Source organism: Hahella sp. NS-SX17 (genome assembly GCF_057367735.1).
This window is the reverse complement of sequence record NZ_CM170632.1, coordinates 4,389,410-4,407,740: the sequence shown is the minus strand read 5'-3', so window position 1 is coordinate 4,407,740 and position 18,331 is coordinate 4,389,410. Positions and strand designations below refer to the sequence as shown.

The following is an 18,331-nucleotide window of genomic DNA, read 5'->3' as shown; positions in this document are numbered from 1 at the left end:
TAACAATTTAGCCTTGGCGTTAATTGCTTTCACTTTGGGCACAAAAAAGGCCGTCTAGAAGACGGCCTGAGATTGAGTTAGATAACGGACGTCAAGGCTTACCAGGCCGCCGCTATGGTCATGCTCGGCTGATTGTGCGGATCATGTGGAAGCAGAATCTCCCCGCCCGATGGCGCATCAAACGCCGCCATGGCGCTGACCAGGGCTTCAACCTTATGCCCCATGCCTGAATCATCCGCCAGAACAGGCTCTGGCCAATCCGACATGGTGAGCGCCGCCATGGTGGCTCCGCCTGTGCCAGGAATCACGTCTCCCCATACGCCAGTGGTATTGCCGGAAGTCAGGACGGCGTCGCGGCCGTGGCCGCTTTGGTCATGCACGGTGGTTCCTTCGCCTTCGCGGAAGTCGTACCAGAGGTGTAGGCCGCTTTCGTCACCGGAAATCGTTGCGCTCCAGCTCGATGCTACCGCTTCGGCATCCTTGGCGTAATTCCAGACGCGCAGGTCGCCGAAACATCCTTCCAGGTCTGCAACCGAGCTGTTCTTCGAAAGAGAGGCTAGAGGCAGATCGACGCCGAGCGCCAGGGTGTCTTTCAACTCGCCATTTTCATACAAATGGGTTTGATTGCCTTCGCGCACCAGCGTCAGTTGCACCCACTCGCCAATAGGGGCGGCGTAGTTGAACTTATAGTCGCCTTTGCCATAGGCAGTAATGCCCATATTGCCGCCGCCGTTCCATTGCGTCAGCCGTATGGAGGCGCTAGCAGAGTTCAACAGGATCGAAGCGCCGTCTTCATCTGGCGCCCGTTTCACCAGCATTTCCAGCGTCCAATCACCACTCAGATCCGACTCGCCGATGTTGGCTTGTCGATTGGTGGCTGGCAGCTTGAATTCGTGATTAAACGGGTCCTCCGAAGCAGTGGGAGCAGGTGAAACTGTCAAGGCGAACACATCCTCGGCGCTCGCTCCTGCGTTATCCGTGGCTGTCACTTTGATTTCAAGATCGCTTGCGCTACTTGGCGCGCCGCTGAAGGTTTGCGTCGCTGCGTCAAAACTGAGCCACTCCGGCAATGCAGTACCATCCGCCAGCGTTGCTGAGTAACTGAGCGCGTCGCCTTCGTCCACATCTGTGAAGCTTCCTGTAGGTATGCCAAAGCTCAATATCTCGCCAGCCTTCGTCTCGACATCGATTAATGCAGCGCTGAGGGCAGGGGCGTGGTTGGGATTTTCAACGGGTTCATCGCCTCCTGTTCCAGGGATGATCTCTCCCCATACGCCGGTAGTATTGCTGGAATCCAGTGTTGCGTGGCGACCGTTGCCGCTTTGATCATGAATGACCGTCCCTTCGCCTTCGCGGAAGTCATACCAGAGGTGCAGACTGTTGTCTTGGCCAGGGACTTTATCGTTTACGCCAATTAAGACCTCTCCAGCATGTTTTGCATAGCTCCATACTCTTATGTCGCCCAGGCTGCCTTCGAGATCGCCGACACTGCTGTTTTTCGAAAGCGTTGACAGAGGCAGGTCGACGCCGAGCGCCAAGGTGTCTTTCAGCTCGCCATTTTCATATAAATGGGTTTGATTACCTTCGCGCACCAGAGTCAGTTGCACCCACTCGCCGATAGGGGCGGCGTAGTTGAACTTATAGTCGCCTTTGCCATAGGCAGTAATGCCCATATTGCCGCCGCCGTTCCATTGCGTCAGCCGTATGGAGGCGCTAGCAGAGTTCAACAGGATCGACGCGCCGTCTTCATCGGGCGCGCGTTTCACCAGCATCTCCAGCGTCCAATCACCACTCAGATCCGACTCGCCGATGTTGGCTTGTCGATTGGTGGCCGGCAGTTTGAACTCGTGATTGAAGGGGTTTCCAGCGACTGTCTCTTCTGGCGCAACAAACACAGCAAAGGTATCAGATGTCGAGGCGCCAGTGTTGTCTGTCGCTGTCACCTTAATATCGAAGTTGCCAGAGCGAGATGGCGCGCCACTGAAGGTGTGAGTTGCTTCATCAAAGCTGAGCCACTCCGGCAATGGCGTTCCATCCGCCAGCGTCGCCGAGTAACTGAGTGCGTCGCCTTCATCCACATCCGTGAAGCTTCCTGCAGGTACGTTAAAGTTCAATGCCTCACCAACCCTTGTCTGAACATCGTTTAAGGCGGCGCTGAGGGTGGGGGTGTGGTTGGAAACTTCACTTGGCGTATCGTAGCCCGTTCCAGGAATGACCTCGCCCCATACGCCAGTGGTATTACTGGAATCCAGTGCTGCGTGGCGACCATTACCGCTTTGGTCATGAATGGTCGTACCTTCACCTTCGCGGAAGTCGTACCAGAGGTACAAGCCTGTCTCTGCGCCGTTAAGCGGCGTGTCCCAGGCGATAGCCGCATCCTCGTATTCTTTGGCGTAGTTCCAGACTCGCACTTCGCCCAGGCTGGCGTCCAAGTCGGCGGTGCTATTATTTTTGCCAAGCGTGGATAAAGGAAGATCGATGGCGTCAAAACGGACATGCCTCCAATCGCCATTGACCAGCAGAGATGTTTCCTGGCCTTTCCTTATCAGCGTCAGCCGGACCCACTCGTCCACTGGAGCGGCATAGTTGAATGTGTAGGCGGTCTTGCCATAGACGGTTAGCCCCATCTTTCCGCCACCGTTCCATTGAGTCAAACTGATGGCGTTCTTGGAGGAGTTAAGCAGCACTGACGCGCCGTCTGTAACTTGGTCTTGTTTGATCAATACCTCCAGAGTCCAGTCGCCAGTGAGATCAGCTTCGCCAATCGTGGCAATTCGATTGGTGTCCGGTAGTCGGAATTCATGGTTGGCGGGGTCTACTGGTCCGGGTTCAACCGTCAAGGTTAACAGGGCGTCAGTGGATGCGCCTGCCTTGTCTCTGGCCGTCACCCTGATGTCGTAGTCGCCGGGCTCGGCTGGTTTTCCTGTAAAGGTTTGCGTCTCAGGGTCAAAAACAAGCCATTCAGGGAGAAGCCCGCCTTCTTTAAGGGAAACCGAGTAGGTTAAAGCATCATTCTGGTCTGGATCGATAAAGCTGCCTGCCGGAATCGCAAAGCTCAACTCCTTGCCTCTTTGCGCGACAATTGGACTTAACTCCGCTGTGACGATAGGCGCATCATTTATATTGACTGCAGTCAGCGTAAAGTCGGTACTGACGCTCTCTCTGCCATCCGAGGCTGTAACAGTAATCGCGTAGTCGCCTTCCATGCCGTTGCTCGGAACGCCACGAAGCGTAGCGCCATCAAACTGCAGCCATTCCGGCAACGGCTGGCCATTGCTCAGGGACACGCTGTAGCTGAGAATATCCCCGTCACTGTCGGCAAATAAGCCATTTGAAACATCCAGCTCGAAGCTGGCGTTTTCTTTGACCACCTGATCCGTAATTGAGCCAACCAGCGTAGGGGCGTTATTTGTTGGAATGCTGGAACCGGCCCAAATCGCGTCCATGGCGGCATGAACCGCATTGAGTTGCGCCTCGGTAAGGCTTGGCATACCGTCTACAGGGTCTGGATACTCTGACATAAAACTGATCAATTGGTCCACTTGGCTGCGAGTAAGCGTCTGTCCCGCCGCCTCAATGGCCGATAATGGAGCATCGCTGGAAGCAAACCAGTTAGCGACGTGGATGGTATCGCCAGCCAGGCCTAATACATGGATAACCAAGTGATTGCCTGATCTTTGGAACCATAGGTCGTGTTTAAGAATGCTTTCAGAGAATATCAGTTTGTTACTGTCGGCGGACGAGTCGTGAATCCAATCGTCGCCGTCACCTCTGGCGTAGTAGTAGGTATCGTCGCCGGCGCCGCCGTCAAGTCGGTCGTTACCACCGCCACCAAAGAGGCGATCGTCCCCATTTGCGCCATACAGCTTGTCATTGCCTTCGCCGCCCCTCAGCTCGTCATTGCCCTCGTGTCCGTATAGCAGGTCGTTTCCGGCTTTTCCGTCCAGCGTATCATCACCTGTTCCGCCGCTGATGCCCTGGTCGTACTCATTTCCCTGAGCGGCCAGCGTTAACAGGTCTGAATAGGAATAGGTGACGCCGGCATCTTCAAAGGTGATTTTATATTCCGTTGAAAAATCTGAGTTAATGTAGCCATTTAGCGCGTGATCAAAGAACTCATTGATAATAATGGCGTCGCCCGGGGTGTTTCTGAAGGTGATTTTGAGGCCGGCTTCATACTCATAGGCGTACCTCGTGTACGCAATATCCTGTAAGTTGACGCGCCCTTTTATGATGATCTCGTCGTAGTCTTTTTCTTTGTATTGAAGAATGCCGCGATTATCGTCAATAAAATCTTCACCATCGCCCAGCTGATAGATATAGGTGTCGTTTCCTTCTCCGCCCCATAAACTGTCGTTCCCGGCTCCGCCAATCAGCACATCCGAGCCGCGTCCTCCTTCTAGGCGGTCTTCTCCGTCCCCGCCTGCTAAGGTATCGTCGCCTTCATCTCCCCAGATAATGTCGTCGCCGTCCTGTCCATCGATAGTATCATTGGTATAAAAACCATCAATCCTGTCATTATCATGGCTGGCCTTAAGCGCCAAAGTTTGGATATCTGCAGCATTCCAGGTTACTCCAACTTCCTCAAAATGAATTGTGAAGTCGTCGTCGACAAACCTTCCTCCGTCGGAGAAAAATTCAGTCATGTAAATATCAAACCCTTTCCCATCTCCTCCGTCATACCACACCGCCAAATTCCGATGTTCTCTACGTACAAGCACGTCATCTAACGCTACCTCTCCAGCAATAACCACTTTATCGCTATATTCCGTACCGTTCTGGTAGCTTATTTTTATAATCGCATTACTGCTGGACTCCGTTGAGAGGTGGTACGTGTTGTTGCCTGATCCACCGTAAAAAGACGCACGCCCTTTCCCTGCATAAAATACATCGTCGCCTTCGTCCCCATAGATATACCGTTCACCATCGCCAGCATAGAAGACGTCATCGCCTTGACCGCCACGCATCGTCACATTGTGCGCCGCCGTACTTGAAATAACGTCATTGCCGTCTCCTCCTGAAAGGCTGAAGACGTTAGCGCCGGTCGTGATCGTATCGTTTCCGGCGTTACCCTCAATGAGGTTTATTTGGGTGGCGCTATCGCCCAACTCGATGGTATCCGCGCCACTTGTGCCGGACAGCCCGCCACTGGACTCTGGAGCCTGGAACGTCGCCTTTGCGTCAGAGTCATTCGCTAGAAGGAGCTTGCTGTTTTTAAAGGTATCAATTGGCATGACAACAAAGTCGTCTGCGCCATAATGAAGAGTGGCTTCACTCCCATCCTGCGTAACCTTAATGGCGGACCCGAGATAGATGCCTGCGAACTTGATGTAATTGAGTCCAACGTCATTGATATAAGCGCTGCCGTCTCCATGCCGAAATACGTAGGTATCCACACCAGCGCCGCCTGCGAGAAAATCGTCGCCGGCTCCGCCATCAAGGATGTCGTCTCCATCGTTACCCAAGATGACGTCGCCATCCTCGCCGCCGAGCAGAATGTCGTTACCGCTGCCGCCATAGAGAAAGTCCCCGCCGCTTCCGCCATCCAGGATATTGCTGCCGGCTATGCCGTAAATGGCGTCGCCGCCGCTTTCTCCATACAGCCTGTCATCGCCAGCGCCGCCAACGATAAAGTCATTGCCTTCGCCTGCATGTACGGTGTCATTGCCATGGTAGGCTTCGTCCAGGCTGGTGGTTGTGGGTTTGGAAATGTCGAACCCGTACTCTTTGGTGAGGATGGTTTCATAGTGGCTGTCCGCCCAGATAAAGTCCTGACCAGCCCCGCCGGTTATGTCATCGCTTCCGCCGCCGCCCACGATCTGCTGCTTGTCTCCATCGCCAGCGTCAATGGTGTCATCGCCATGGAACTCTCCAGCGAGGTCGTCGTTGTCGCCCCAGATAATATCTTTGTTTGCGCCGCCGTAGATCGTGTCGTTGCCGCCATCGCCGTAGAGGATGTTATCTCCGTCTCCGCCATGGATGACGTCATCGCCATGGAACTGGCCAGCCAGGTCTAGACCGTCCCCTGCAACCTGATCTGCGTCCGCTCCTCCGTCCAGGGCGTCATTACCGCCATGTCCAACAATAATATCTTTCCCCGCACCGCCGTAGATGGTGTCATCACCATGCAGAGTAGGGTCTAGGTCAGGAGCGCCTTCTAAGACGCCTCGGTCGCCCCAGAGGGTGTCGTCGCCAGCGCCGCCGTCAATAACGTCAGAACCGATTTCTCCATGAATACGATCATTACCGTCGCCGCCGGATAAGGTGTCGTCGTAGCTGACGCCAGCCTCTCTTTCGGTGATGTAATCATCGCGATTGACCTCGCCCCGATTACCGGACGAGTAAACTTTATACTCATTGCGGCTGTCGCCTGCGATGAAGTCATTTCCTATGCCGCCGATAATAATATCGCTGCCGCTTCCGCCATTGATGAAGTCATTACCCGCGCCGCCCAGGATATGGTCGTCGCCTTCATCTCCAGACACCCAGTCGTTACCATCGCCTGCATCAATGTAATCGCTGGAGGAGGCGTCTTCTTTCACGTAATTTGGGGTTGGCGCGCCGGTGTCGTCATACAGGCGCTGGTTGTCGTTGCCCCAGATCCAGTCATTGCCCGTGCCGCCAAGAATGCGATCACTGCCGCTACCGCCGACTAACAGGTCCGAGCCCGCGGCACCATCCATAAAGTCGTCGCCAGCGCGTCCATAAAAGGAATCTCCTGACTGATGGCCGCCATAAAACTGGTCTTTATGATCAGTGCCTTCAAAGAAGAACACATAGCCGCTGTCCGCCTGTCCTTTTTTCCACTCCGGCAGCGAGGCGCCATTATGGTCTTTGCCATTGGCGTAGTCCCACAGCTTGGTCGCGTCTTCCGCTTTAAATATCAGGCCGGATTTATTGATCTCATCCTGATATGCCAAGCCGTCACGCGCTTCCCATCTGGTTTTGATGATGGTGGAAGAGGTTCCGGGTCGGAGGATTTCGCCTGTATTGACGTTATACGCTCCTGAGGCGGAAGGCGGCGCGTTATCTTCCGGCTCTTTAATGGAGATACCAAAATTTAAATTAGGGTCATTCGGGTCGAAATAGCCGAGCGTGATAGAACCGCCAGAACTGTCGTCTTTTAATGTAATGATGAGTTTGTTTGAACCGGTAAGAACGTAACGGTTACCATCCTCGTCTTCAAAAATATTGCTATCAGGAGAAACTCTCGTAATCTCTGAGATAGTTTTGCCAGAGTCAGATTCGCTATTTTTTAGAATGATCTTATTTAGACCTTCTGTATCGACAATATAGTCTGCACCATCGCCCTTGGTGTAGACGTATGTGTCGTTGTCTGCTCCGCCAAATAACCGATCTCTTCCTTTATTACCTGCTAGGACATCATCACCTATTTCTCCAAATAGTGAGTCATCTCCTTCGCCACCATTGATTATGTCATCGTCTGCACCACCAAAAATTTGGTCGTCGCCATCATCGCCAGCTATAATATCTGCGCCACTTCCTCCCGAAATAAAGTCATTTCCATCCCCGCCTGAAATATGATCAATTTCGTCGGCTCCAAATAGTAAATCGTTACCGCCATTTCCAAATATAGTGTTATGTCCACCAAAGGTTTGGATTAGATCATTATTATCTGTCCCACTTAAAGTGTCATCGTCAAATGTACCATAAAACTCATTGGCTGGAAGCACTCCTGAGCAGGAAGCTTCTCCGGTTTCCCAATTTGGTCCTCCCTGACCATCATATCCATCTAGAAATTTAAAGTCAGGGAAAGCTTCATATAATCCTGTAGCTTGTAATACGAAGGATAAGGCATCAGCTCCAACATACTCCCCATTTTCCCCTGAGTTTTTTTCAATAAGTCGAATAAGAATATTGTTAATGCTCTCAGGCTGGAGGGAGTCGTCTAGCTCGCGTGGTAAAAAATCATCTAGCCATTTCTTATAATAGTCTATTACTGCGCCATGATTAGCTTCCACAAGTTCCCAATAGATAGACTCCTTAACTCTGAAGTCGCTGGCTTTGTCAATCCTCTCCATGTATTCTATATTGACTTTCCTAAGCTGGGCAGAAAATTCGTTTGATATGTCCGCGATATCTCGAACCTCTCTAGACCATTCGTCAATTACACTCGCTAGGCTAGGATCCTCTCTGCTTGCCTCTAGCACAATATCAGAGAGTAATGTGAATACTCTTAGAAACTCAAGTAAGTTGGAGTAAGAGTTACGATAGGTATCTATATAAGCATAAACTTGGTCCCTATAAAAACGCTCGGCTCCCGCCTCTTCTATTCTAAGAAGAATGGCATCTGCCTCCTTTTCCAGTTCCTCATCTGATTTAACTTTAACTAATAATTTATCCCTTTCTTCTATAAGTTTATCTATGATTGTTTGGTTAGGGCCAAAGCCCACCATTGTTGCATCATGGAAAGCAGTTGAAATGTCATAACCAAAAGTGCCACTTCCATTCCACATAAAATGCTGTAGAGTTGTATTTAAATTTGATGCGGGGCTTCCAGCCCCCAGTATAAGTTGGGCTGAGATTATAACGGGGTCATTTAATACTTCTTGAGTTTTCTTTTCAATTTCCAGAGGGATTTTATATCCATCAATAATCCAGTTTATCTTTTCAATTTCTTGTATAATTGCATTTCTTTTGAAGTATGGATCTACGTAAAACGGGTTTTCAGGGAAACTCAAGCTCATTCTCCGGAAAATAAGTTTGCGACACTAGAGTAATTGACCTCTAACGCTGTATTGCGATAGATGGATTTTTTCTCATTTGAATATATGCCAAGTTCAATACTTTTCGAAAGTAAGATCTTGACTATTTTGATGTCTGACTTGACTCTTATTGAGTAAAGTAAGTAGTCGTATTCGGTCATGTCTATATTGTGAGATAAAAGCAGTTCTATTATTTCGCTGTCATTGCTTAATATGGCACGAGATAATGTTCTATTTATCTTGCCTTCATAGCTCATTTTTGCCCCATTGGCTAGCGCTTCTTTTATTATTAAAAAGATGCCTGTATCTGCTTTAACTTTAACACTTTCAATACGGTTCATTATTCCATATTCAATAATTGACTTTTCAGTCTCGCCACTCTTCCAGGCAATGCTGTTAACATCTAAGCCTTTTTTTAGTAATGTCTTAAATATTTCGTACTCGCCATATCTCACAATTAATCCTAAGAGAGTCGAATCCCTGTATTGTCTTGAGTGTATGTCAACATCGTGGATCATCATTATTTTTGTTAGGTTTACAAGATGGTCACTCATTACCATGGAAATGGCGAGAGGTGATATTTTATATTTATTTTTGCTTAAAATGTTAGGGTTGGCACCTAACTCCAATAGTTTTTTTGTGTTGTTCTCGCACTCTTCTTTTTCATATTTATTGATATGTACTAGGTATTTGCATGAGTCTATCAATCTGTGAAGTGGTGTCCATCCGTCATTATCAAAGCTGTTTACATTGTCTCTTGTTATTTTTGAGGTGTTCACTTTTTCTATATCTGCCAAACATGCGGTATTGCTAAGTGCAAAAAGTATTGTTGCTACGCATATCTTGATGGATGTATTTATCACAGTTGCTCCTTTTGATAATGTTTTTAGGCGATACGAGTTTTCTATAAAGTAATAGTGGTCGGTAATAAACTTTGATGTTGAATATCTGTGTATTTTAAATAATGGCATATATTATCAATTTATAGTTTCCACTTTCATCGCCCAAAGAGCGGGCAGCACATCATTAGCCAGAATTTTGCTCATGCTGAACTGCTTGTCCCGCTCGATGCCGATGGTGTTGCCTCCGCTGAACACTGGGCCGTTAGCCAGGATGTAGCCGACCATGCCATACAGGTGCTTGGCGACCTCTGACGGTTTGCGCTGGAAAGGATCGATTTGGATTTCAAATCCGGTTAAAGCGTCGAGGCCTTTAGTGATTGCTCCGAACATGTTTTTGTCTTTTGAAGACAATATACGTATTCCGGCTAGGTAGGTTGTGGGCAATCCATACAAGGCGTTGGGGACGTCATTATTGAATTTCTCCATGGCTTCCCCCGCATCGCGAAGGGCTTGAGCAAACTGCTCATTGTCAGTCAGCACTTCTGAGTTATTCCAGTAGAACGCTAGCGGCTTTGCGTGTTGAGCCAGCAGGTCGGCGATTGTCATCACCCGAAGAGCGGAGTAGATGGCTCGGAGTTGATCGTCGGTTGTATTCAGCGGTGAAATAACCAGATGTGCTTTATGGTCTTTGATGAGTTGCTCACCATTCTTTAGGCGATGGCTGGTGCGTAGTGCAACATTGAAAGTATCTGACGGAATTGGCTTATCAATGACCATTACCGCAAACGCCATACCTCCCCAGGTAATAATGTAGCCATTTTCGGCATTCTCTGATCCTTGGACCGTTACAGACTGGTTATCCAGCTCTTCCCTAAGGTAAGCCTCCAGCTCAGTGACGGAAAGGGTGAAAGGGGAGGCGAGGAGCATCATTTGGATAGCGCCTGGGAAGGCGGATTTTGGTTTGCGGTTTGGTTGTTCATGATTGACTCGTAATTTCTTTTCCATAAAAAAGAGTAATGCAAGTTCCGTTAAGGTGGATACAAAACTAAGCCTGCTGATTTGTGTCTGTTATAACATGATGTAGCGACAGATATATTCGGTTATAGCGAGCCTTCGTAAGTATTAAGGCGCTAACAGCTCTGCTGGCGGCGGAACTCTTGCTTTAAACAGACTCTGAATCAGGGGGCATTGCCCAGGATGGTGACGGGAAAAAAGGCCCAGCGGCGGCGGAGATAGGTTGTCTTCATGATTAGTGTGATATTCCCTTAAGGCAGGCGAGAAATAAGGGCGTATTTTACATCTTTCAGGCAGTCCGGCCACTGAAAATTAGGAACAGTGGCGTAACTTTTTATGTGCGCGGCCAAGTGTGAGGGATATGCCCACATAGGTCTGTATCTGTAAGTGTTTTCTTGACCAGGGTGTCCATGTTGCTCCTGCCCGCCAACGATAGACACCCTATTAAGCGAGTAAATCACTCAACAGAGGTGAACTATGACCAATCAGAAAACTCCGAACCTTAAACTCCTCCAAAAGAATATTCCAACAAGTACGAAGCGGAATCCCAGACATCGGCTCATCGACCTGGCGTGAGCCGCGCCCATCGTGACGGGCCTTAGAGCCTGAAAAGATTCTCCAGAAAAGCGGCTACCGGTTGCCTGGCCATAGGCAGGTTAAGCAGGGTGTGGGGCGCATCGGGTATTAATACGACGCTGGCGTTAGCGCGCCCTTTGAAAGCCTCTATACAACTTCCCTTGGCGGACGCATTTCCAAGCCATTCATTGGCTGAAGAGAAGTAAGGGTCGCTGGCGCTGATGACGTTCATGATGGGACGCCCGTCGAGCACAGCAGTATCGGGAGAAGCCACAAAGTAGTTATTCTCGCAACTCCACGAAAAGACAATTCGTCCCGCGAATGCCTCGCCGCTATAACGGGCTACTGCAACCGATCCTTCACTGGCGCCCGCCAGCGCCAGGCGTTGACTGTCTGCCCAGGGAATCGTCTTCAACGCCTGAATGGCCAGATTGATTTCAGAGCTGCGCAGGGCATGGATTTTCTCGTAGATATCCTTACCGACCGGCGACTTATAGGTCAGTCTATCTGGCAGGGCGAAAGAGTCGGGGGCGAGACTGGCGATTCCCAGGCCAGCCAGCCACTGTTGCCATTGACCAATAGCTTGCAAGCCCAAACCTGAGGAACCATGCAGGAATACCACCACGGGAACCTTTTTCTCCAAAAGCTTTGGCGCATTTTTTAATAATCCCAGATAGATATCGCCGCCAGTGACGCTGCCAGGCAGTGCAATCTGAGCGTTGCTTATCGCCTTACGGGATGAAGCAGCGTCGTGAGCGCTTGCATGCCCCTTTACTTCTCCTTGTGGTGTTTTGGCTTCCGCCTGCAGGGAAAGGACGGCGTAGGTATATAGCATGGCAAAAAGAAAGCGGGATAGTTTCATGGCGCGGCTCCGATACAAGCTCCAATAGTGACGTCACCACTTTAAAAATCAGCTTGAGTGATGTCTAATGCATTAATTGAACTGATTAATAATTAAGAGTTATGAATCTATCTCAGCGTCATCTCCAGATGTTCGTTACCACTGCCGCTTATTGTAATGTCTCTCGGGCAAGTGAAATCCTGCACATCAGCCAGCCGGCGTTGACTCGGGCTCTGAAGGAGCTTGAAAGCCAGCTCGGCGTCACCCTGTTTCAGCGCACAACCCGCAGAATTAATCTGACCATGGAAGGCGAAAGATTTCTGCCGGTCGCCCAGCGGCTTCTCAACGATATGACTGTTGCGATAGATATGGTGCGAGGGGAAGCGACAGGGCAGCAGGGTTCGATAAGTCTGGCGGTGGGGGAGGCATTTGGCTGCACAGTGCTTCCAGCCGTGCTTAAGGTGTTCGCCCAAAGCTTTCCAAGGGTGCGTGTCAGGATCATCAATGACAACAGTCAGGGGATTACCCGACGGGTTGATATTAGCGAGGTGGATTTCGGTATCGGAACGCCAGTTGGAAATATGGGGGCGTTGTTATGCACCCCTTTGTTAAGCGCTCCTCTAGGATTGCTTGCTGACTCCTCTCAGTACAAACTCGGAACTGAAGTGGATGTCAGGGATCTACAAAGCCTGCCTTTGCTTAAGGAAAGTAACGATACAAGTATTCATCATTTGCTTAGCGTCAACGGCTCGGATGTGGTGGCATGGATGAGTATCGGAATTGAGGTTTCGAGCCTGGCGCAACAGCTGGCATTGGCCCGGTCTGGAGTCGGTGTTGCTGTACTGTCTGCTTTGGGGGCGTCGCACTATGACGCTATATCCATGAAGTTCTCCCAACTTAAGCCAGAGATAAACAGGAAAGTTTTCCTCATGCAGCGCAGGGACAAAGTGTTATCACCTTCATCCCGAGCATTATTGGCGACGATCTTTGAGCATATGCATTCCGTACCCCTGCATCCATGTGTGTTGATTTATGATTATCACTCATCGAAATAATACATCCCACGATTAAGCACATCCAAGGCTTTAACTGCTTCAGACTTGACCCAATTTTTCTTCTCGCTGTCTTCGATTGCCAGCGGTTTAAGGCGGCGGGTCTGATATTCGGTTTCGAGGAGGTATTTTTCTCCATCTAAATATAAGAGAACCCGATTTACACCAAGTACATAGGAGATCTCTATTGCGTAATAGTTTTTGTTTCGATCTATTGCCCAGGAACTTAAATGACATATATCGCCATGGGGCGTCGCGTACTCAAAACTAATTCCTGGTTTGGCTCCTCTTTTGTGAGCCGTGTCTAATAAATACTCGGGCCAATCATTATATAAGTCATCTTGAACTCTTATGCAACTTTCAGGAGTTAGGTCTTCTAAAATGTAGCTCATGTATGTTCCAAATTACGCTTTATGAATTCTTGTATAATATTCTTTGACTGTATACTTCAAAAATTGCTCTCTAGACAAAATGGCAGGAGGACTGGTGTGAGCCGAACATGGAAACCCAGGTAACTATGGGTTATGCAGAGGTTCTCTAAATTATGCCGTAAATTTTTTCCACTACCACTACCACTACCACTAACAAGCACATTATATATGCGCTACCATCTCTCCCTGTTTCCCATAGGGCTCAGTAAATTCATTGATCCCAGTTACACCGTTTGATTTTAAAGTATTAAACATAGTTTCGTTAATGTATAGAGCAGAGCCTACTGTATAGGCTTGGTCTATGTGCTTCCAGAGAGGAAGTAGCTCTATGAACTCACGGATGGAGGCGTTATGTTGAATGGAAGGGATAAATTTCTTCTCTTGCAGGGAAGGGGAAAAATCCACATCCATTAGCGATTTATGGTGATTAGTAATCGTCAAGTATCGGCGCATATTCATATGATAAAAAGGCGTATCTGTAACATTTTTTCCATTTTCTCCTAAAATTTCAATAGGCCAAAATTGATGGCCAAAAGGATCATTTTTTTCGATTAAAAATTTAACTTTATCTGATACATATATGTGGTCAATTAGCACTAATATGTCTGGTATGTCTTTTTCTGCTACGTTTGTTTCAATAGGAACGTTTATTCGCCATTCAGCAAGTAAAGGCGCTTTATATAGTTTACAATGATGGCATTCGCTGGAGGTGAATTCTTCAAAGCTATATTTATACTCGCTGGGTCCTGGTCGTCTATCCATTTTAAAAGGTATTGGTTTTTCAGCAGAAAAATATATTCTTTCTGGTAGGTTATTGAAGTCTATTTCAAGTCTGTAAATCATTGCATTTCGACCTTAAGTTTGTGTTTGGCTATTGCTCGTTAATGGTTTTAAATAGCGCACAAAGACTCCTCTCCCTTGCCATACTTTTCACTGTATAGATCCATACCATTAATACCCTTTATATGAAATGCCTCTATGAGGTTTTGATTTAAGTAAAGGACTGTGCGTGCTTTCAAATGCCGTTGATCAATATCAGCTATGCAATGTCGCCACAAAGGGACTTGTCCCAACTGCTCCCTTAACATAGGGGAGTCCTTAACCCTGGCCATAAAGTCTTCTTCCCTTGGTATAGGATAAAAACCAAGCTCAGCAGCTGTGGCTACTCGATTAGACGGCGTAATAGTTAGAAAGCGTCGCTCATTAAACCAGTAATAAGCTTGTTCAGGAGCAACTGGCTCTTCCTTGTGGTTGAGCAATTGCACGGGAAAGTACTCATGCTCCATTGTGTCTATACTTTCGATCACAGTTTTTGCTCGCTCGGAGATAAATAGGTAACCACCAACACCCCACAAATCCGGTATTGGTTCCACCTCTTTTCCTTGGTGAAAACGTAAGCAGGCGATGATTGGACGATCAGATAAAAGCGGCGCTTGAAAAAAATTTACGCCAAGTTGCTGAAAGACTCCTGGGGTGGGGGTAAATTTTCTCTCGTAATGTACTAATCCCACGCCCCAGCGCTCTTTGGCGTCGCTTCTGGGGCGAGGAACAGGGAATGCTTCCAAACGATCTTGCGTCGCCAGCTTCGACAAAAATCTATAAAACATGATTTGAATTCATACAGTCTGTTTTAATTAATTCATAGTTTCCATTTTCATCGCCCAAACATCTGGCTGCGAATCATTGGCGGGAATTCTACGCATACTAAACGGTTTTGATCCTTCTATGCCGATAGTGTTACCTTCAACGAAGGTAGGTCCGTTAGCCAGGACATAACCGACCATGCAGTATAAGTGCTTGGCGACCTCGGAGGGTTTGCATTCAAATGGGTCGATTTGGATTTCAAATCCTGATAAAGCCTCAAGTCCTTGCGTAACTGCTCCAACTTTGTTTTTCTCTTCCAGAGAAAAAAATCGAATACCAGTCAAGTAGGGAATTGGTAGCCCGTACAAGGCGATGGGGCCGTGATCATTGAAATCCGCCATTGCTTTGTCTGCACTGCTAATCGTCATTGCGTATTGTTCTCTGTCTTCCAACATATCAGAACAGGGCCAGTAGAATGCTAATGGAGTCGCGCATTGAGCTAGTAAGTCAGTTATCGTCATTACACACAAAGCTGAAAAGATTGCCTGTAATTGGTCATCAGTCGACAGTCCTGGCGATATGATCAGATGAGCTTTATGGTTACTAACTAACTGCTCTCCATTTACCAAGTTATAGCTTGTCTGCAATGCCGTATCGAAAGTGTTTGAAGGAACTGGTTGGTCAATGGACAAGACAGTATATGGACGCTCATTCCACATTATAATGAGCCCATCACTAGCATTTTCTGCGCCATGGACTGTTATGTTTGAATTGTCTATTTTATCTCTTAATAATTGCTCAAGTTCTGTAATTGGTAAGTCTAATGGGCGCTCAAGTAATATTATTTGCATGATAGACGGGAAAGTGGCTTTCTGGTGCGATTCTTTTTTGTTCACGGTTTCCTCAATGAAAACGTTGTTATATGCTGTGAGATAAACAGCTGGATTGCCTTCAGTATGTATAAATGCTAGTGTCAGTATTTCTTCTATTAAGAAGGATGATCCTCTTATGTGAAGTCATGAACGACTAGCACTCTCTTTAATCGGGTGCAGAAAAAGAAATGGACTTGAGCAAGAAGGCCTGCATACACTCCCGCTTCAACGAATCCAAGATAAGTGTACTCATTTCCATCACCACTATATAGAGAAACTAGCTTTTCATTTCCATTTTTATTGCCTGGTATTTCGGAAAGCTTATTTCTAACATGCTTCTTCAATTTATTATACCAGTTGCAATAGTTGGTTGTTTCATCACCTTTATTGAAAAGCATCTTATGCCCAGGCGCCCCGTTTTTTTGACAGATATGGCCGCTTTCTAAAAACTCGTCTCTTCTTTGGTTAAATTTTATTTTGGCTTCACTTAAAACGAGATCAAAGGGAAGCAGGTCGCTTGGCGAACAGTCTAATGACCATCTGCCATCTCTTTGGGTATAGGTGAGCCAAGTTTCACCGCATGTTTCTCCAAAATTATCGACGCCTATTAACCCTTCATCATCACCGATAGGGATCGCCAAAAGGATGTCATATTTTCCGTCGCTTTCTTCTAAGTGATAAATTCCTACAGGGAGGAGCAAGTCTTTTTCAATCTCCGAAGCGAAGACCGCGTCAGCATCCGGGAAAGCCGTAAAGAAGTCGCTGTTCTCATAAATTCCCCTTTCACCCATATATCACTCCTTATACTGAATGCGAAGTAGTTTCTCTGTTATAAGCGGTCTTCGATTTATCGTCAGTATTTTGGCTTCAGCTAAATTCATGTACAACCATTACTCGTTGCTTTCCTGGGTTGAAAAAGAAGCGTAAAAATGCCAAAAGCTCACCCGAATAATGACTTGCTGCTACAGCACCTAAATACAAGTATTCATCTCCGTCACTATCTAATATTGTTACAGCCTTTTCAGGCTCACTTTCTTTTCCTGAAATATGTTTAAGCATAAAAGGGACGCTGTTAGAGAAATCTGATGAAAACCAGTTTCCATAGTTAGTTGCTAGACCGCCATAACGAAATGGCTCAAATTGGATGGGATCGCTACCATGCTCAGGTGTTATCTCTATTTTTCCCGCTTTTAAAAATTATAAGAGTAATGTGCGGAACCGCGCATCGCGCTAAAGGATTCAAGGTCTCGCACGCTGCAGTCGAGAGCCCATTTACCATTTTGATTAGAATATGTTAACCAAGTTTCACCGCAAAATTCACCAATATTACTCTTTCCTAACATTCCTTCTTCATTGCCGATAGGTATTGCCAAAAGAACATCGTGCTTTCTTTCGTCTACTTCTAGGTGATAAACCCCTAAAGGGAGGAGAAACTCTTTCTCAATTTCTGATACGAATACTTCATCAGCACTTGGAAATGCGGTGAAGAAACTGCTGTTTTTGTATAACTTCTTCTCTAGGGCCTGTTGACGTTTCACATCGGCAGCCATAAATACCCACAAGCCATGGCTACCATACTTTCATAGTTTCTCTTCAACTTGTCATATCTCGTCGCGATGGCCCGGTACTGTTTGAGTCGGGCGAAGGCATTTTCCACCAAATGGCGATACTTGTATAAACCCCAATCCATATCGTCATTACCTTTGACAGAGTTTCGCTTTCTCGGTATCACGGCCCTGGCCCCCTTCCTTTCGATCTGTGCCCGCACTCGTTCACTGTCGTAGCCTTTGTCTCCGACAATCGCCTCTGACGAGGGAAGCTTTTCAATCAACTCCGCCGCTGCTGTGCAGTCATTGACCTTGCCTCCAGTGATCTCAAATTCCACTGGAAGACCATAGGCATCCACGGCCAGATGCACTTTCGTGGTATTGCCCGCCCGACTCTTCCCAATCGCCTGAGGCTCTTCCGTACAGGCTCCTGCGCTGTGCTGATGGGCCTTCACATAGCTGCCATCAATGAACCCCCATTCCAAATCCGGCTCGCGGACCAAGCTCCGGAAGATCCTCAACCACTTGCCTTGGGTAGACCAGGAATTGAATTTTTTGAACACCGAATTCCAGTCTCCAAACTGCCCTGGCAAGTCTCGCCAGGGACACCCCGTCCGCATTCGGTACAACATGCCTTCCACCATCATTCGTAGTGTGGGCTTGTTATAGATTCGCTCTTGCAGCATGATCTCTTTCAGCTTCGACCAAAGCTCGTCACTGAGCATCAATCGGGGCATCGCAAACTCGTTTTGTTGTTGGTGTGGGAACCGCAATATGACGAGTTTGCGCCTATCTATCACCTATGACGAAACGTCAACACGCCCTAGCATGTTTGGCTTTTATAGT

The 18,331-nt window shown here is 47.8% G+C and carries 13 protein-coding genes; 1 reads left to right on the top strand and 12 read right to left on the bottom strand.

Features of this window, described 5'->3' with window-relative positions:
- Positions 1-98: 98 nt before the first annotated feature.
- The 4 genes from AC2IBB_RS19380 to AC2IBB_RS19365 form a co-directional block, all read right to left on the bottom strand.
- Positions 99-7,694, bottom strand: coding sequence for a putative Ig domain-containing protein (locus AC2IBB_RS19380; protein ID WP_486328402.1), 7,596 nt, complete (start codon positions 7,692-7,694; stop codon positions 99-101).
- A gap of 1,010 nt (positions 7,695-8,704) precedes the next feature.
- A complete protein-coding gene (locus tag AC2IBB_RS19375) occupies positions 8,705-9,589 on the bottom strand; it encodes an ankyrin repeat domain-containing protein (protein WP_486328401.1) in 885 nt (294 codons plus the stop codon).
- A gap of 114 nt (positions 9,590-9,703) precedes the next feature.
- Complete coding sequence (locus tag AC2IBB_RS19370) at positions 9,704-10,573, bottom strand: DUF4261 domain-containing protein (RefSeq protein WP_486328400.1); 870 nt, start codon at positions 10,571-10,573, stop codon at positions 9,704-9,706.
- Positions 10,574-11,180: 607 nt separating this feature from the next.
- On the bottom strand, positions 11,181-12,020 hold the full coding sequence (locus AC2IBB_RS19365; protein WP_486328399.1) for a dienelactone hydrolase family protein: 840 nt from the start codon (positions 12,018-12,020) through the stop codon (positions 11,181-11,183).
- A 101-nt stretch (positions 12,021-12,121) separates the two neighbouring features.
- On the opposite strand from AC2IBB_RS19365, the gene AC2IBB_RS19360 reads away from it, so the two are divergent.
- Positions 12,122-13,054 (top strand): LysR family transcriptional regulator, encoded by a 933-nt coding sequence (locus AC2IBB_RS19360; RefSeq protein WP_486328398.1) that lies wholly within the window; start codon positions 12,122-12,124, stop codon positions 13,052-13,054.
- On the opposite strand, the gene AC2IBB_RS19355 is transcribed toward AC2IBB_RS19360, so the two are convergent.
- From AC2IBB_RS19355 to AC2IBB_RS19320, 8 genes are all read right to left on the bottom strand, one after another.
- A complete protein-coding gene (locus AC2IBB_RS19355) occupies positions 13,039-13,443 on the bottom strand; it encodes a hypothetical protein (protein ID WP_486328397.1) in 405 nt (134 codons plus the stop codon). The genes AC2IBB_RS19360 and AC2IBB_RS19355 overlap by 16 nt on opposite strands.
- 201 nt (positions 13,444-13,644) lie before the next feature.
- On the bottom strand, positions 13,645-14,325 hold the full coding sequence (locus AC2IBB_RS19350) for an imm11 family protein (protein ID WP_486328396.1): 681 nt from the start codon (positions 14,323-14,325) through the stop codon (positions 13,645-13,647).
- Positions 14,326-14,372: 47 nt separating this feature from the next.
- Positions 14,373-15,089, bottom strand: coding sequence for an imm11 family protein (locus AC2IBB_RS19345; protein ID WP_486328395.1), 717 nt, complete (start codon positions 15,087-15,089; stop codon positions 14,373-14,375).
- A 27-nt stretch (positions 15,090-15,116) separates the two neighbouring features.
- Positions 15,117-15,962, bottom strand: coding sequence for a DUF4261 domain-containing protein (locus AC2IBB_RS19340; RefSeq protein WP_486328394.1), 846 nt, complete (start codon positions 15,960-15,962; stop codon positions 15,117-15,119).
- A gap of 110 nt (positions 15,963-16,072) precedes the next feature.
- Positions 16,073-16,729, bottom strand: coding sequence for a hypothetical protein (locus tag AC2IBB_RS19335; RefSeq protein ID WP_486328393.1), 657 nt, complete (start codon positions 16,727-16,729; stop codon positions 16,073-16,075).
- A gap of 76 nt (positions 16,730-16,805) precedes the next feature.
- On the bottom strand, positions 16,806-16,997 hold the full coding sequence (locus AC2IBB_RS19330) for a hypothetical protein (protein ID WP_486328392.1): 192 nt from the start codon (positions 16,995-16,997) through the stop codon (positions 16,806-16,808).
- A gap of 131 nt (positions 16,998-17,128) precedes the next feature.
- A complete protein-coding gene (locus AC2IBB_RS19325; RefSeq protein ID WP_486328391.1) occupies positions 17,129-17,488 on the bottom strand; it encodes a hypothetical protein in 360 nt (119 codons plus the stop codon).
- Complete coding sequence (locus AC2IBB_RS19320) at positions 17,473-18,222, bottom strand: IS5 family transposase (protein WP_486328390.1); 750 nt, start codon at positions 18,220-18,222, stop codon at positions 17,473-17,475. The genes AC2IBB_RS19325 and AC2IBB_RS19320 overlap by 16 nt, the downstream gene beginning before the upstream one ends.
- Positions 18,223-18,331 lie beyond the last annotated feature (109 nt).